Below are 15,608 nucleotides of genomic sequence, written 5' to 3'. Positions count from 1 at the left end.
TCAGGGGGTGGGGACAGCTTCGTTCTGTGCGGGTGTCACCGCGATTTTCTGCTCGGTGCCCAGGTAGGGGCGGATTCCGATGAGCGCCACCGCTGCCAGGACCACGACCACCGCAACCGCTCCGTAGAGGTAGGGCGGGGTCCATCCGGCGTCGAGAAGCGCTCCGACGGTGATGGGGGCGAAGATGGCTCCGAAGCGACCCACTCCGATGCCCCAGCCCACTCCGGTGGTCCGGAGAGCAGAGGGGTAGGACGCCGGGGTGACGGTGTACAGACCGGCCACGCAACCGTTGATGAGCATGCCCACCAGGACACCGCTGCCGAAGGCGAGCATCGGGATGGAGGTGGTGGTGATGAAAACCACCAGGGTCAGTGCCGACAGCACCGTGAACACCATGAGGGTGTGCCGGGAGTTGAAGCGGGTGGTGATCACACCGTAGATCAGGGAACCGAATGTGCCACCCAGGGTCAGTGCGAGACCACCGATGATGCCCTGGTTCTCCGTCATGCCCGATTCCACCAGCAGTTTGGGGGTCCAGGAGTTGGCGAAGTAGAACCCGAACATGATGAAGAAGAACGCTGCCCACAATTTGAGGGTGGTCACCTTGAACGGGCCCGAGAGCAGGTCGGATAGCTTCGCCTGGGCGGAATCGGCGGGATTGACGGTGCCCAGACCAATGGTGTCGGGCTTGCCGATGCGTCGGGCGATCTGCAGGGCCTTCTCCTCCGCACCCGCGGGGCGCTTCACCCGCAGGTAATCAACGGATTCGGGAATGCTCACCACGACGAGGATGACGCTGACCAGGGTGGCTGCAGCACCCGCGAGGAAGACTGAGCGCCACCCGAATTCCGGGATGAGACGGGCCGCCAACAGGCCTCCCAGTGTCGCACCCAGTCCATACCCGGCGGTGTAGATGCTCACCGCCATGCCGCGGTTCTTGTTGTTCGAGTATTCACTGGTGATCACCGTGACCGTGGCCAGGATGCCACCGATGCCGATGCCGGTGACCACCCGCCAGATCGCCAATTCCGTCGAGGAACCGGCGGTGGCTGATAGCGCCAGACCTGCCAGGTTGATGAGCAGTGAGACGATCAGGATGCGGCGGCGCCCCAGTTTATCTGCGAACGGGCCGAGGATCAGCGACCCCAGTGCCATGCCGACCAGCCCTGCGCTGAGGAGGAGTCCGAGCTGACTGCCGTTGAGTCCGAACTCCTCCGATACAGCGTTGGCGGTGAAGGCCATGGCGAGGACGTCGTACCCGTCAAGTGCGTTGAGGAAGGTGGCCAACCCGACGATGTACCACTGGAAACCACTCATCGGGGTGGTGTCGATAGTTTTTCTGATATCCATGTTCTTGCCTTTCAGGGCACGTCAATTGTCAGGTGGATATTCCGCCCACCCGGGGCGGTGGAATCATTGTCCGGGGTGATCAGTTCAGTCAGGGAATTTCCGGGTACCGGGGCAGCGGAGGTGGATGCCACCCGGGATACACAGGCACAGAGTTTCTCGGAGGCCTTCTTCTGCCTGTCGGAGAAGAACACATCACGATGATCGATCTGGCCCTCTCTATCCAACACCTTGACCTGGCAGAGTCCGCATTCGCCGCGTCGGCAGTCGGACATCATCTCCACCCCGATCTTCTCCAGGGCCTCGAGGATGGATTCATTCTCGCTGATCTCGGTGGAGACCCCCAATCGTGGGATGGTGACCCGGAAGCTCTCGGGCAGGAACCATCCGCTGTTGCCGAAGGTCTCGAAACGCAGGTTCGTGGGGTCGAGTTCCCGCTCCCGCCAGGCACGACGGATCGCATCCATGAGGCGGATCGGACCACACATATACAGTTCTGTACCGGAGTCGATGGTGTCGATGAGTGCGGGGATGTCCAGGGTGACGGACTCGGAATCAAGATAGAGATGCAGTCGGTCACCGTGTTCGGCGATCAGTTCCTCGCGGTAGGCCATCGCCTCCGGTGACCGGGCGGCGTAGTGGATGGTGTAGTCCGCACCCAGCCTGCGGAGCAGACCGGCCATCCCGCGGATGGCGGTGATGCCGATACCGCCAGCAACCAGGACGTACCGCGGTGCTCCGATGCGGAGTGGGAAATCCTGTTGTGGTCCCGTCACCGTGATGCGCTGGCCGGGGACCAGGCTGTGCATGAAGGTGGATCCGCCCCTGGAATTCGGGGTGTGGAAGACCGTGAGGGAGACCTCGGCGCCCTCCGGGTCGGCATCCACGATGGAATAGGATCGTTCCGTCTGCTGTCCGTTGATGTCCACCTTCACCTTGAGGTGCTCACCGGGTCGCACCTTGTGTGGGTGCTCCGGGCGGAGGGTGATGCGGCGGATGCGGTCGGCGATCTCGGTGGTGGCGATGACCTCGGCGTTCTGCCACAACAGGTTGGTTGCGCTGCCGGTGTCCATTAGGACTCCTTCCTGACCGGTGCGGATGTGGTGGGGATGTGCAGGCGGTTCTCCGCCTCCAGGGCCTTTTCCAGGATGCGGCGAACCCACATGCCACCGGCGTCGATATTGAGGTTGTAGAACTCGTAGTCGGGGTTGGCGTCGATCGCCTCCTGCTGGGCGGTGAGCATCTCCTCATCCTCCCCGAATACACCGTGCACGCCGTCGCGCAGCTGCGTGGTGATCAGCTGGCTGTCCAGGCGGTAGTTGCGCTGGAAGGACCAGAAGTAGTGGGAGGACCGGTCGGTCTCCGGGGTGATGGTGTTCATGACATAACCGTTGACACCCTGGCTGCGGTCCCCCTCCGGAGCGCCGGTACCGGCCTTGGCCACGCCGACATCAATGCAGATGGTGGATGGGTAGTAGTAGTGGATGATCTGCCAGCGGTCCACCTTGCCCTCATAGCCGGGGAATTTGTCATTCATGTTCTTCTGCCAGAACGGTGGTGGATCGATGTCGCGCATCCAGCGGGACACCGTGACGGAATCCTCGGTGTGGGTGACCTCAAAGTCCGCCTCGCTGAGCTCATCCTGGCCGATGGAGGACGAGTGGACGAATTCCTCGTGGGTCAGATCCATGAGGTTGTCCAGCACCAGCTGGTAGTTGCAGGCGGCGGCGATGGTCTTGCCGTCACCGGTCCACTCGGGGTGGGTCATCTGGTGCATATCCGGGACGGTGGTGGGATCGGCCAGGGTGGGATCGCCCAACCACACCCAGATGTAGCGGTACTGTTCGACGACCGGGAAGGAGGCGACGGCGGCGGAGGGGTTGAGGGTTTCCTGCGCCGGCATGGACATGCAGCGACCCGCGGAGTTGTAGACCAGTCCGTGGTAGGGGCACTGGATGCCATCCCGGCCGGTCAGTTTGCCCTTGGACAGTGGGGCCAGGCGGTGCCAGCAGGCATCGGCCAGGGCCACGGCGCGGCCATCCTGGGTGCGGTAGAGCGCCAGTGGTTTATTGGCGATGGTCCGCGAGATGATGCCCTTGGAGGTGACCTCATGGTCCCAGGCTGCGACATACCAGGCATTGAGTGGATGCGGGAGGATCTTGGCGGTAGTGGTCGAGCTGGCGGTGGAGCTGGCGGCTGAAGTGGTGGTCATCGGTGCTTCTGCTTTCTGGGGAAATGTCAGGCGGCTGGAGTGACTATCTAGAGAACTATCTAAACTCATAGATAGTTGGTGTTGTGAGTCACAATTTAGGCCAGCATGTGCGCTACGGCAATAGAAAAGAGGGTAAAACTTGCGAGTATCACCCCCGCACATTTTTGACAGCCCAGCTCAGGGCGAGGACACCTACACCCGATGGGCATGAGACGGAGAGGACACAGGGTACAAAAGAAGCGTGAGTCTCAGGAATGCACTTTTGGCACTGTTATCGTCCGGCCCCATGACCGGCTACGACGTGGCGAAGCGATTCGCCTCGTCCGTGGGTTTTCTCTGGCACGCCCCGAATTCCCAGATCTATCCCGAGCTGCGGAAGATGGAGCGCGAGGGCCTGCTGGCCACCCGTGAGATCCCCTGGGGAACCAAGGGGGTGACCAAAACGGAGTACTCGGTCAATGATGCTGGCCTGGATGCCCTGACCTCCTGGCAGGAGGAGCCCATGACCTACACCCCGGACCGTGACCCCGCCCGCCTCAAGGCCGCCTATTTCGAGATGGGCTCCCCTGAGGCGGCACGGCACAACCTGCGGGAACACATCTCCCACTTTGAGTACCAACGCGCCCAGGCACTGGATGAGATCAACCGCATCGACTCCGGAACCAGCCCGACGCTCACCCGGCGCCTACAGAACCTGCCGGAGGAGGACCACGCGAAAACCATCGCCTTCAAACGGTTCGCCTACGAGGGTCGTGTCATCCAGGCCGAGGCGGAGATCCGCTGGGCGCAACGCGGACTGGAACTGTTGGAGGAACTCGACGACACCGGGGGTGTGTAGGGCCAGGGCCCCGAACCTCTACCGGAAATCCCTTGAGCCCCTGCTGAGCCACTCCCCGACCGGCAGGGGCTCCAATTTGTCCGCCACCACGTTCACCGCCCCGGTGGCATTCTGCACAATCCCGCGGATGATCAGCGTTTTCGCGGTGCGTGCCAGCACCCGTTGCCGGTCCCACAGTCCGGGCGAGACCATGACGTTCATCAGGCCGGTCTCATCCTCCAGACCGAGGAAGGTCACCCCGGAGGCGGTCTGGGGGCGTTGACGGTGGGTGACCACCCCGGCGATCCGGACGCGGGTGCCGTCCGCCACATCGGTGAGCAGCCTGTCCGCAGGCACGACACCCAGGGCATCCAGGTGGGCACGCAGCAGGGCCATGGGTTGGGCGTCGTGGGTGACCCCGGTGGCCGCAATGCTCGTGGCCATCAACTCGAAGGCACTCATCCCGGGCAGCGCCGGTGCCTCGATCGCGGAGATCCCGGGCAGCATCCCGGGGCGTTCGGTGGCGGCGATGCCCGCCTGCCACAACGCTTCTCGACGACCAACCCCCAGGCAGTCCAGTGCCCCGGCGCGGGCGAGTGCCTCGATGTGGGCCACGCCCAGGTCAGCCCGGCGTGACAGGTCCGGAATGGAGGTGTACGGGGCATGCTCCGCGATGCGACGGGCGGCCTCCTCCCCCAGGCCCTTCACCAGGTCCAGGCCGAGGCGGAGGTGACCGTCGGGGGCGTCGGCCTGCACGCCGGACTCGTTGATGCTGATGGGCAGGATCTCCACCCCGTGGCGGCGGGCATCGGCGATGAGGGACTGCGGGGAGTAGAACCCCATCGGCTGAGCACGCAGCAGACCTGCGCAGAATTCGGCCGGGTAGTGGTGTTTGAACCATGCGGAGAAGTACACCAGGGTGGCGAAGGACTGCGAGTGGGATTCCGGGAAGCCGTAGGCGGCGAAGGCCACCATCTTGTTCCACAGTTTGTCGGCGGTATCCCCGATGATCCCGTGGGTGTCGGCAAGGCCCTGGTAGAAACGCGACCGTAACGCCGCCATGCGGGTGGGGGAACGTTTGGAGCCCATGGCGCGTCGTAAAGCATCCGCCTCCCCGCCGGTGAACCCGGCGGCATCGACAGCGATCTGCATGATCTGTTCCTGGAACAGTGGGATGCCGAGGGTCTTGCCCAGGGATTTCTCCAGGACCGGGTGGTCATAGGTGACGGCCTCCTCGCCGCTGCGTCGGCGCAGGTAGGGGTGGACGGACCCGCCCTGGATGGGGCCGGGACGGATGAGGGCGACCTCCACCACCAGGTCGAAGAAGGTCCGCGGTTTCAGGCGCGGCAGGGTGGACATCTGGGCACGGGACTCCACCTGGAACACCCCCACGGCGTCGGCGCGGCACAACATGTCATAAACGCCCGCATCGGCGAGGTCGAGTTCCCAGAGGTTGACCGTGATGCCACGGTGGTGGGCCACCAGGTCCATCATGTGGTGCAGGGCCTCCAGCATGCCCAGGCCGAGCAGGTCGAATTTCACCAGGCCGGCCGCAGCGCAGTCGTCCTTGTCCCACTGCACCACGGACCGGCCCTCCATGCGTGCCCATTCCGTGGGAACCACATCGGCGATGGGGCGGTCGCAGATGACCATGCCCCCGGAGTGGATGCCCAGGTGGCGGGGTTGTCCCTTGAGCTGCCCGGCCAGTTCCACAACATCCGCCGGTGGTTCGGAGGCGCCCCTGGACCAGGCATCGACGGTACCCTGGGGGTAACCGAGTGCGCGGGCGGCATCACGCAGCGCCCCCTTGGTGCGGTAGGTGATCACATTGGCCACCTGGGCGGCATTGTCCCGGCCATACCGGGTGTAGACATACTGGATGACCTCCTCACGCCGGCCGGATTCGATGTCGATGTCGATGTCCGGCGGGCCATCCCTATCCCGGGAGAGGAAGCGCTCAAACAACAGTCCCGCGGTGATCGGTTCCGCGTTGGTGATGCCGAGGACGAAACACACCGCGGAGTTCGCCGCCGACCCCCTGCCCTGGCAGAGAATGGTGGCGTTGTGACAGAACTGCACCAGGTCATCGACGATGAGGAAGTATCCGGGGAATCCGAGCTGTTCAATGACCCCCAGTTCATGGCGGATCTGCGCCCGGGCCCGCTCTCGCACCTCCGCCGGGCGGGAACGGTAGCGACGGTCGAAACGTGACTCCACCAGGTGGGTCAGCCAGGTCATCTCGGTGTGTCCGTCCGGGGTGTCCCACCGGGGCAACTCGGGGGCCACCAGGTCGAAGGTGAAGGCGCACCCGGAGGCGATCTCCACGGTGGTGGCCAGCAGGTCCCCACACTGCGGGTAGGCACGGGCCAGTGCCCCACCGCTGCGCAGCCAGGTCCCACCCATGGGGTGCAGGCTGCTTTCCGCCTCGGCGAGGTTGGCGCGCAGGGCGAGTGCGCATTTGGCCCCGGCCAGTCGCACGTGGTCCCGGGTGGCGGCCGTGGGCATGGTGCTGAGGATGCCCCGCAGGCCCGTCCGTGTCTGGATGGAGCGAAGAATATCATGGTGGTCGGTGTCCTCCGGCAGCATCCGGGCGGGGAATTCCAGCACCACATTATCGCGCCCGAAACACTCGATCAGGTGATCGATCTTCTTCTGCCATTCCACCCCCGCCAGCACAACCCAGTGACCAGCCCCCTGCTCGGCGACCTGCGGGAGCAGCGGGTAGTCCACACTGCCCTTCTCCCCGGCGGACATGGCGGCACCGGTGATGAGGTGACTGAGCCTGCGGTATCCCTCCACACCCCTGCACAGCACGGTCAGAACCCCTTCCCGCAGTGAAAGCTCCGCACCGAACACCGTAGCCAGACCCACCTCCGCCGCCGCCTCGGCGAAGCGGACCGCGCCATAGAGGCCATCGCGGTCCACCAGTGCCAGCGCGGAAAGGCCCAGTTCATGAGCCCGGTCCACCATCTCCCCCGGATCGGAGGCACCGGCCAGGAAGTTGTAACTGCTGGTGGCGTGCAGCTCCACGAAGGGGATCTCCCCCGACCGCTCCCCCTGCCGACTCCCCCGTCGTTCCCCCGGCACCTCCGTCGAGCCGGGACCTGGTCGGGGCGTCGACAAGCACTCAGGTTCCGCCTCGTGCAGCACCGGCCGCGGGGTGCCCACCTCGCGCCCGGAGAGGATCCCCTCGACCATCGACCAGGGCAGCGGTCGACCGGTCAGCCCCCGCGCACCGGTATCCCATTCCATGCCCACCAAATTACCGGATTAGAACATTCTTTCCATCCCTACCCCACCCCTTCCGCCTCGCCGCCGCACCGACCGAACTAGACCGAGCTGTACAGAATCCGGTCTAGAATGCTAGTGTCCTAGACATCGATTCACCGCCCACCCACCTCAAGACAAAAGGGATGTCGAATACATGAAGCTTGGTCGTATCACCACCACCGCCATCGCGGGCCTGTTCGCCGCCACTGCCCTGGTGGCCTGCGGTTCCGACTCCGACGGCACCAGCACCACCACCCAGGACGGCGACGGCGCCACCATCCGCATCGGCACCACCGATGCCGCCAAGGAAGCCTGGACCGTCTTCGAGGAGAAGGCCGCCGAGGAGGGCATCACCCTCGACGTGGTCAACTTCTCCGACTACTCCACCCCGAATGACGCCCTGGCGCAGGATCAGCTGGACGTGAACCTCTTCCAGCACCTGAAGTTCCTGGCCGCCTACAACGTCGGCTCCGGCGAGGACCTCACCCCGGTCGGTTCCTCCGAGATCGTCCCCCTGGCACTGTTCTGGAAGGACCACGACTCCATCGACGGCATCGAAGGCGAGCAGGTCGCCATCCCCAATGATGAGTCCAACCAGGGCCGCGCCATCAACGTCCTCGTCCAGGCTGACCTGGTCACCCTGAAGACCCCGGGCATGATCACCCCGACCCCGGCCGACATTGACGAGGAGGCCTCCAAGGTCTCCGTCCTCCCGGTGGATGCCGCCCAGGCCCCGACCGCGTACCATGAGGGCACCCCGGCCATCATCAACAACTCCTTCCTGGACCGCGCCGGCATCGACCCGAACCTGGCCGTCTTCGAGGATGATCCGAATTCCGAGGAGGCCGAGCCGTACATCAACGTCTTCGTCACCAAGGCCGAGGATGCCGATGATGAGAACATCGCCCGTCTGGTCGAACTGTGGCACGACGCTGATGTCCAGGCTGCCGTCGACCGCGATTCCAAGGGCACCTCTGTGGCCGTGAACCGCCCGGCCGATGAGCTGCAGGCCATCCTCGACCGCCTCGAGGCCGCCGACGAGTAATTCAGCTTACTTTTAACGCCCCGTTGAGAGCTTGTCGACGTCCCACCAACGTCGCTTCTGCCCCAACGGGGCGTTAAACTGTCCTCCTGTTCCTCTGTAACAGCTCTTCTGTAATTTCCCCCGATCCACCTCATGAAATGAGGACACCGCTGTGTCTACACCCGCGTCCACCCCGGCGCCTGACGGAAGCCATCAGCGCGACCACCACCCCGGTACACGCGTTGAATTCCGTGGAGTGACCAAGGTATTCACCAACAATAAAAATACCGAGACCGTCGCCCTCGACGATGTCAGCCTCACCGTCGAACCCGGTGAGGTCATCGGCATCATCGGATATTCCGGTGCCGGTAAATCCACCCTGGTCCGCATGATCAACGGCCTGGACACCCCCACCTCCGGTGCCCTGCTGCTCGACGGCACCGACATCGTCGGCATGCCCGAGGCGAAGATGCGCAAACTACGCAGCCGCATCGGCATGATCTTCCAGCAGTTCAACCTCTTCCAGTCCCGCACCGCGGCGGGCAATGTCGAATACCCGCTGGAACTGGCGAAGATGGACAAGGCACAGCGCAAGGCACGCGTGCGGGAGATGCTCGACTTCGTCGGCCTGTCCGATAAGGGCAGAAACTACCCCGAGCAGCTCTCCGGCGGTCAGAAACAGCGCGTCGGCATCGCCCGCGCGCTCGCCACCAACCCGTCACTGCTGCTTGCCGACGAAGCGACCTCCGCCCTCGACCCCGAGACCACCCAGGAGGTCCTCGCCCTGCTGCGGAAGGTGAACAAGGAACTGGGCATCACCATCGTGGTGATCACCCATGAGATGGAGGTGGTCCGCTCCATCGCGGACAAGGTCGCTGTCATGGAGGCCGGTCGCGTCGTGGAATACGGCAGCGTCTATGAGGTGTTCTCCAACCCGCAGACCACCGTGGCCCAGCGTTTCGTGGCCACCGCCCTGCGCAACACCCCCGACATGGTTGAGGAGGAGGACCTGCTCTTCCACGAGGGCCGGTTGTTCACCATCGACCTGACCGAGGACTCCGGCTTCTTCGCGGCCTCCGCCATCGCCGCCGACAACGGTGTCTCCATCAATGTGGTCCACGGCGGTGTGACCACCCTGCAGCGGCAGTCCTTCGGCAAGATCACCGTCCGACTGACCGGTAACCCGGCGGCGATCGAGGAGTTCCACCGCTCGCTGACCCGCACCACGACCATCAAGGAGATCACCCGATGAACCAGATGATCATGGCCGCCGACTGGGACCGCCTGGGCGGCACCTTCCGTGATGCCATCCTGGACACCCTCATCATGGTGTCCATCACCATGGTGGTCTCCGGCCTGCTGGGACTGGCGGTGGGCCTGCTGCTCTACACCACCCGCGCCGGCGGCATCCTGCAGAACAAGGTGGTCTATTCAGTACTGAATGTGCTGGTCAATTTTGTCCGCCCCATCCCCTTCATCATCCTGATCGTGGCGATGAAACCCCTGACCATCGCGGTGATGGGCACCTCGATCGGCCGCGATGCAGGCATCTTCGTGATGGTGGTGGCCGCGATGTTCTCCGTCGCCCGCATCGTGGAGCAGAACCTGGTCACCATCGATCCCGGTGTCATCGAGGCGGCCCGTTCCATGGGTGCCGGCCCGTGGACGATCATCCGCACGGTGATCATCCCCGAGGCCCTCGGACCCCTGGTTCTGGGTTACACCTTCATCTTCATCGCCATCGTGGATATGTCCGCCATGGTCGGTTACATCGGTGGTGGCGGTCTGGGTGACTTCGCCATCGTCTACGGTTACCGTGCCTTCGACAATGAGGTGATGTACGTGGCCGTCCTGGTCATCGTCATCATCGTCCAGGCGGCCCAGCTGCTGGGCAACTGGCTGTCGAAGAAGATCATGCGACGGTAGTCACTCCGTCTGATCCGGGTTCGGGATCATTCCCCGTCACATCAGCAGGGGCGCATCCATACAGGGGTGCGCCCCTGTTCTGTTCCCCGGATACCCCACCCGGGGTGGATAATCAACGATTTATCCGCTTTACAACAATTCGTTCACAATCCTCCGAAACCCCCTGACCTGCTTAGGCATAACATGACCCCTGGGGTTACGGTGGGAGAATGATTGTGCAGCGTCCCTTCATCGCCCCTACCCGTCTGAAAATGGCCAGCCTGGCGGTTCTCAGTCTCGGTGCCCTCATGCTCACCGCCTGTGGCACCGAGAACACCGAGGCCGGTGGCACCCCTGCGCAGACCATGGCCGCCACCGCCGATGGGGAAAATGTCACCTCCCCCGGTAATGCGACCTCCGGGCCCGTCCCGCTCGGTTCCGCGGATGCAAGCATGAAGACCCTGCGCCCTGACGCCCCTGCCCAGCTCATGGTCACCGATGTGCGCATCGGTTCCCATGCCGGTTTCGACCGGGTTGTCTTCGATCTCACCGGCGAGGGCGAGCCCGGCTGGTTCATGGACTACACCGACTCCCCCAGCCAGCAGGGCAGCGGAAATCCGATCAGTTACGAGGGTTCCACCGCACTGAACGTCAACATCGACGGCACCGTCTACCCCTTTGATCTGGGCATGGAGGATCCCCAGATCGGCACGGTGAAGGGTGCTGGCAACCTGGTCACCGAGGTCATCAGCGCGGGCACCTTCGAGGGTCGTTCCCAGTTCGTCATCGGCCTGGACGGCAAACGCCCCTACTCCGTGACCGTGCTGCAGGATCCCCACCGTCTGGTCGTGGACATCCTCGCCCAGTAACCCCCTCGGGGCGTTAATAGATCGCCTCAATCCGCCACCTGCCTTCAGCCAGATCAGCAGCCACGCCCGGGGGTCAGACTCGGGCTCGGCCCCCATAGCCCCCAGCGCCCCTAGCGCCCCTGTGGTCCCTGCCCCGGACACCGCCCGCCCCACCACCTGGAGGCGGGCGTATCGCTGCCCGGAGCTGTCCCACCAGCGGTCATCCACCGGCCACGGTCCCGCCCACCCGGTCACCAGATACCGGCGTGGCCCCCAGCCCAGAGCATAGGGTGAGTCGGTCAGCCGCACCTCGGCGGTCACTGTGACCCGTGTGCCCGAGGCGCTGATCAGCACCACCTGGGCCGCCGGATGGTTGATCCCACCGCCCAGGCGCGCCGGCAGCGGGGTGGGCAACCGGCCCAGCCACTCACCGCCGGGCCTGCGCACCGGATCGGGTTGCTCACCGAAGGGCACCAGGATGATGCGCTCGGCCACTCCCCGACCACCGGCGGGTACCGGTTGGAGAACCGCGGTGATGCCCAGGGTGGACTGCACACGTTCAACCACCTGTCGCGCCACCGCCCGGTGGCTGGTGCCGGTATCCCACAACCCCTCGCTGGCCATCTCCGGGGGGACGCATTCCAGCGGGGTCAGCCACAGGGCGGTGATCCCACCATCGGTCTCCTCCACCACACCGCGCGCGGTCAGCCAACCATCCAGCTGCCAGCGCACCCGGTCCGCCGTGGCGCCTTCCGTCAGTGGTTCGCTGGTCCGCCACACCCTGCTGCTGGTGGTGCCATCGGTGAAATCGGCGGTGACCCGCAGCACCTGGCAGACCACACCGGCCTCGGCCAGCCGCGCATGCAGCTGCACCGCCAGGGCGCGCGCCCGGAACGCCGCCGCGTCCACGCGGGTGATCGGCTCCTCCGATATGTGGGAGACCTCCCAGTTCGCCCCATCAATCGGCGGGGCAACACGGCGTCCATGTCTGGCGGTGGCGATGGCGTGGCAGCGCAGACCGGCCTGCCCGAAACGGGTCGCCACCGACCCCACCGGAAGCGCGGCGAGTTCCCCCAGCGTGGTGATTCCCAGATCCTGCAATGCCTGCACCACCTGCCCATCACATCCCAGGGCCTCCTCTGCCACCAGCACCCCGAGTGGTTGCTGTGCCAAAAAGCTTGTCGACGCGCCGGACCGCACCACCCCGCCCCCGACCACGCGGGTGGCAATCACCGCCGTGGTGACCTCGTCGGCAACCCCGGCGATGATATCGACACCGGTGCGGGAGGCGGCGTCGATAAGCAGCTGGGCGGCGACCTCCTCCGAACCGTGATAGCGGGCGGCGGCGTCGGCAGCGATGATGACCAGCCCGGGGCGGAGCACCTCGACGCTGGAGGCGACCTCACCGAGGGAGGCGATGACGCCCTCGAACATGCGGGCATCGCGTTCGGGGTCGGCGTCGATCACCTCCAGGTCCGGACAGACCGCCCGGGCCTGGCGCACCTTCATCCCGCGGCGCACCCCGCGCCGGCGTGCGGCAAGCCCACACGCCCGGATCCGGTGGTGCTCGGCAATGGCCAGGGGATCATCCGCGGGCGCGGGATCATCCCTGTTCAAGCGCACCGCCTGCACCGGCCAGTCGGGGAACCACAGTGCCATGATGCGCATGATGGCCTCACACCACCCGGAGCCCACGGTGGTGTCCACAGTGGCACCCACGCTCCCCGAGCACCACCGTCCCACCCGCCGGGGCATGGCCGCGAGCGGTGATGCTGATATGCATCTCTACACCCCGGATGCGGCCCTGACCAGGTCCGATACCCAGATAATCGGTGGTCCGTGCATCCACCGTCACCGCTGGTGATGGCACACCGGTGCCCACCATGATCAGGGCGGCGGTCCCCCGGCGGAGTTTGCCCAGCAGCGGCCGGGCGCGGGTGGGTGAGAGCGTGGCCTCCGTGCCGTGGTAAACCACCAGATCAAGTCCCTCGCACAACACCGCGGCGACGTTGAGCGGCTGGGGGCCGGGGTCGGGGATGACGATGATGTTCTCGCACACACCTCCGGATTCGACCACCCCGGCATAGGCGAACTCCCGCCACCCGATCATCGCGGCGTATCCACCCCGGGCGGTAACATGGGCAAGAAGTTCAACCACCAGCAGTGGCTGATCAGGGAACAGCGTCACCGCCCGACGCGGAAACCCCTCCCCGGGCAGGAACCGGGATAACACCTCCGGAGCTGGGAGAACATCCTCCTGTGTCGGCGGCGTTTCTGGCTGAGGAGCATGCCCCTCCCGCAGTTGTGGAACGGCTGCACCCATCGCGGACATGCGGGAACGCAACGCGTGGATGCGCTCCGATCTGCCCATCCCGGCGAGATCCGGGAGGGGCGACACCGGACCATCCCCCCCCATTCCTAGAACATGTGTTCCATTCATGAAATCCAGTTAACACGACGGATTACACCGATGCAACCGGTTGAACCGGGAGGGGCGGCACAAGCAGGCGCAATGACAAACCCGGCTGGAACATCAGCTCTCGCATGATGAACCAACCGGGTTGTGCTGATCCGGGACCGTGGGACTAGATCAGGCCCTGCAGAATCGCGGGGCTGTTGAGAATAAACCCAGCGATACCGCCGAGCGCCGCGAGGATCGCAATGATGATTGGCAGCATGCCCATCCCCTCGGACTCTTTCTTCTCAGGAGCATCGTCGGATTCGGTGACCTCCACAGGATCTGCGGTAACAGTCACGGTGGGAGTGGTGGTGACAGTGGTCGGCTCAGCGGTCACGGTCACGGTCGGTTTCGTGGCGGTGGATGTCGCCGGAGCCGGGGTGATGGTCACGGTTTCCTTCGCCCTGGTGGTGGTCACGGGTGCCGGGGTCACAGTGGTGGTTCCCGTGGCTGCCGTTGAGGTCACCGGTGCCGGGGTCTCCACAACAGTCTCCGGCGCGGCGGTGGAAGTGGTTGGCTCCGGTGTGACCGTCACCGTCTCCCGCGCCTTGGTGGTGGTGACCGGCGCGGGGGTCACGGTTACCGTCTTAGTGGCCGCTGTTGACGTTGCCGGGGCCGGGGTCTCCACAACGGTTTCAACCGGCGCGGTGGAGGTGACCGGTGCTGGAGTCACGGTCACGGTCTCCGTAGCGGCAGTGGTCGTGATCGGTGACGGCTCAACCACAACGGTCGACGGCTCGACCGTCACGGTGGTTGGTTCAGGCGTTTCCGTCACGGTGGAGGGGGCTGCTGTGACCGTGACCGTGGGGGCATAGGTCGTGGTGGGCACAGACTCCGGTGCTGGAAAATCACCTGACTGGTAGGAATTCACGCATGCAGTGGCAGCCCTGTCCAGCTCATAGTAATTCCAAGATTCCTTAAATTCGCTACGGATGGATTCCACACGCACCTTGTGTGGATTGATGATCGGTCGCAATGCGGCGCTGGGCACCGAGTATTCCAACTTACTGATGCTGTACTCATTGACCTCACTCTGGGCAGTGATGGCGTAACTGAACTGCTGAGCTCCCCAATCCGCACCGGCGGGAATCACCGGAGCAGAACCGAAGGGGTAGCTTTCAAACTCCGCTCTGGTCCAGTTGGGAGCGATCTCAACCTCTACCGAATATCCGTTTTCCGCATAATCCTGATACTGCACGTGATCACGTGAGTTGGTGAAGAAGAAAAGAGACCGCTCGTCATAACCGAACCCTGCATTGTCTATGGCAGATCGGAGCGGTTCGGGATAACCCGGGAAGATGAACGATTCCCCCTCAGCCTGTCGACGATCCACATCCTCGAACTGGGCCTTCAATTCCGGAAACAACGCCCGGAGCTTACCCTCGAGTGCGAGGTGCTCGTTAATCAGGGTCTGGAAGAAATCCTTGGAAACCTGCGTCTCCCGATCCGACAGCGTAGCCACACAGATGGGACGCCCGGAGCGCTCCTCGCTGTGGAGCTGCACCGCGCTCGCGGCAGGGACCACCGCAAGGGAGGTGGCAAAAATAGCAACCGAGGTAAGCCTGGCAATCAACTTCGTTTTAGACATCTAATCCTCAAAACAGACTCTAACCTTAGAAGGTTAATGGCGAACAGGTGGCCTGCAGCATATGCACAGGCCCTTGACAATCTAGATATAAATTACCGGATACTTTCCAGAATGCACTTTTCCACCCACATGGATTACC

The 15,608-nt window shown here is 64.2% G+C and carries 11 protein-coding genes and 1 pseudogene; 5 read left to right on the top strand and 7 right to left on the bottom strand.

Features of this window, described 5'->3' with window-relative positions:
* From CE_RS03320 to CE_RS03310, 3 genes are read right to left on the bottom strand one after another with little or no spacing between them, the layout of a single operon-like run.
* Positions 1 to 1,350 carry an MFS transporter gene (locus CE_RS03320; protein WP_006769685.1) on the bottom strand — a complete coding sequence of 450 codons (1,350 nt, stop codon included), beginning with the start codon at positions 1,348 to 1,350 and terminating at the stop codon, positions 1 to 3.
* Positions 1,351 to 1,361: 11 nt separating this feature from the next.
* Positions 1,362 to 2,420 carry a PDR/VanB family oxidoreductase gene (locus CE_RS03315; protein ID WP_006769686.1) on the bottom strand — a complete coding sequence of 353 codons (1,059 nt, stop codon included), beginning with the start codon at positions 2,418 to 2,420 and terminating at the stop codon, positions 1,362 to 1,364.
* Positions 2,420 to 3,559 carry a Rieske 2Fe-2S domain-containing protein gene (locus CE_RS03310; protein ID WP_006769687.1) on the bottom strand — a complete coding sequence of 380 codons (1,140 nt, stop codon included), beginning with the start codon at positions 3,557 to 3,559 and terminating at the stop codon, positions 2,420 to 2,422. Before CE_RS03310 ends, CE_RS03315 begins: the two co-directional genes overlap by 1 nt.
* A 241-nt stretch (positions 3,560 to 3,800) precedes the next feature.
* Here CE_RS03310 and CE_RS03305 point away from each other — a divergent pair, with 241 nt between their 5' ends.
* Positions 3,801 to 4,397 (top strand): PadR family transcriptional regulator, encoded by a 597-nt coding sequence (locus tag CE_RS03305; RefSeq protein WP_011075079.1) that lies wholly within the window; start codon positions 3,801 to 3,803, stop codon positions 4,395 to 4,397.
* 18 nt (positions 4,398 to 4,415) lie between these two features.
* Here the strand turns inward: CE_RS03305 and CE_RS03300 are convergent, their stop codons facing one another.
* Positions 4,416 to 7,628, bottom strand: coding sequence for an error-prone DNA polymerase (locus tag CE_RS03300; RefSeq protein ID WP_035109726.1), 3,213 nt, complete (start codon positions 7,626 to 7,628; stop codon positions 4,416 to 4,418).
* A gap of 172 nt (positions 7,629 to 7,800) precedes the next feature.
* Between CE_RS03300 and CE_RS03295 the strand changes: the two genes are divergently transcribed.
* From CE_RS03295 to CE_RS15195, 4 genes are all read left to right on the top strand, one after another.
* The gene (locus tag CE_RS03295; RefSeq protein WP_006769690.1) at positions 7,801 to 8,691 is read left to right on the top strand and encodes a MetQ/NlpA family ABC transporter substrate-binding protein; all 891 of its coding nucleotides are present in this window, start codon (positions 7,801 to 7,803) and stop codon (positions 8,689 to 8,691) included.
* Between the two features lie 151 nt (positions 8,692 to 8,842).
* A complete protein-coding gene (locus tag CE_RS03290; RefSeq protein ID WP_011075077.1) occupies positions 8,843 to 9,922 on the top strand; it encodes a methionine ABC transporter ATP-binding protein in 1,080 nt (359 codons plus the stop codon).
* A complete protein-coding gene (locus CE_RS03285; protein ID WP_006769692.1) occupies positions 9,919 to 10,596 on the top strand; it encodes a methionine ABC transporter permease in 678 nt (225 codons plus the stop codon). Before CE_RS03290 ends, CE_RS03285 begins: the two co-directional genes overlap by 4 nt.
* 209 nt (positions 10,597 to 10,805) lie before the next feature.
* On the top strand, positions 10,806 to 11,444 hold the full coding sequence (locus tag CE_RS15195) for an AMIN-like domain-containing (lipo)protein (protein WP_143758409.1): 639 nt from the start codon (positions 10,806 to 10,808) through the stop codon (positions 11,442 to 11,444).
* Positions 11,445 to 11,457: 13 nt separating this feature from the next.
* On the opposite strand, the pseudogene CE_RS15815 reads toward CE_RS15195, so the two are convergent.
* The 3 genes and pseudogenes from CE_RS15815 to CE_RS03270 form a co-directional block, all read right to left on the bottom strand.
* Positions 11,458 to 13,082 (bottom strand): annotated as a pseudogene (locus tag CE_RS15815) (Y-family DNA polymerase).
* A 16-nt stretch (positions 13,083 to 13,098) separates the two neighbouring features.
* Positions 13,099 to 13,863: a hypothetical protein gene (locus CE_RS03275; RefSeq protein WP_011075075.1), complete on the bottom strand. Its 765-nt coding sequence runs from the start codon at positions 13,861 to 13,863 to the stop codon at positions 13,099 to 13,101.
* A 145-nt stretch (positions 13,864 to 14,008) separates the two neighbouring features.
* A complete protein-coding gene (locus CE_RS03270; RefSeq protein ID WP_006769695.1) occupies positions 14,009 to 15,469 on the bottom strand; it encodes a hypothetical protein in 1,461 nt (486 codons plus the stop codon).
* Between the last annotated feature and the right edge of the window lie 139 nt (positions 15,470 to 15,608).

The organism is Corynebacterium efficiens YS-314, from assembly GCF_000011305.1.
GTDB classification, from domain to species: domain Bacteria; phylum Actinomycetota; class Actinomycetes; order Mycobacteriales; family Mycobacteriaceae; genus Corynebacterium; species Corynebacterium efficiens.
Note: the sequence above shows the minus strand (reverse complement) of the source record. Positions and strands in the feature narration are given on the sequence as shown.

What these genes read in the sequence shown, in the direction of transcription:
- CE_RS03285 (WP_006769692.1), top strand. Translation starts at nt 9,919, where the DNA reads ATGAACCAGATGATCATGGCCGCCGACTGGGACCGCCTGGGCGGCACC.
- CE_RS03320 (WP_006769685.1), bottom strand. Translation starts at nt 1,350, where the DNA reads ATGGATATCAGAAAAACTATCGACACCACCCCGATGAGTGGTTTCCAG.
- CE_RS03275 (WP_011075075.1), bottom strand. Translation starts at nt 13,863, where the DNA reads ATGAATGGAACACATGTTCTAGGAATGGGGGGGGATGGTCCGGTGTCG.
- CE_RS03295 (WP_006769690.1), top strand. Translation starts at nt 7,801, where the DNA reads ATGAAGCTTGGTCGTATCACCACCACCGCCATCGCGGGCCTGTTCGCC.
- CE_RS15195 (WP_143758409.1), top strand. Translation starts at nt 10,806, where the DNA reads ATGATTGTGCAGCGTCCCTTCATCGCCCCTACCCGTCTGAAAATGGCC.
- CE_RS03315 (WP_006769686.1), bottom strand. Translation starts at nt 2,420, where the DNA reads ATGGACACCGGCAGCGCAACCAACCTGTTGTGGCAGAACGCCGAGGTC.
- CE_RS03300 (WP_035109726.1), bottom strand. Translation starts at nt 7,628, where the DNA reads ATGGAATGGGATACCGGTGCGCGGGGGCTGACCGGTCGACCGCTGCCC.
- CE_RS03310 (WP_006769687.1), bottom strand. Translation starts at nt 3,559, where the DNA reads ATGACCACCACTTCAGCCGCCAGCTCCACCGCCAGCTCGACCACTACC.
- CE_RS03270 (WP_006769695.1), bottom strand. Translation starts at nt 15,469, where the DNA reads ATGTCTAAAACGAAGTTGATTGCCAGGCTTACCTCGGTTGCTATTTTT.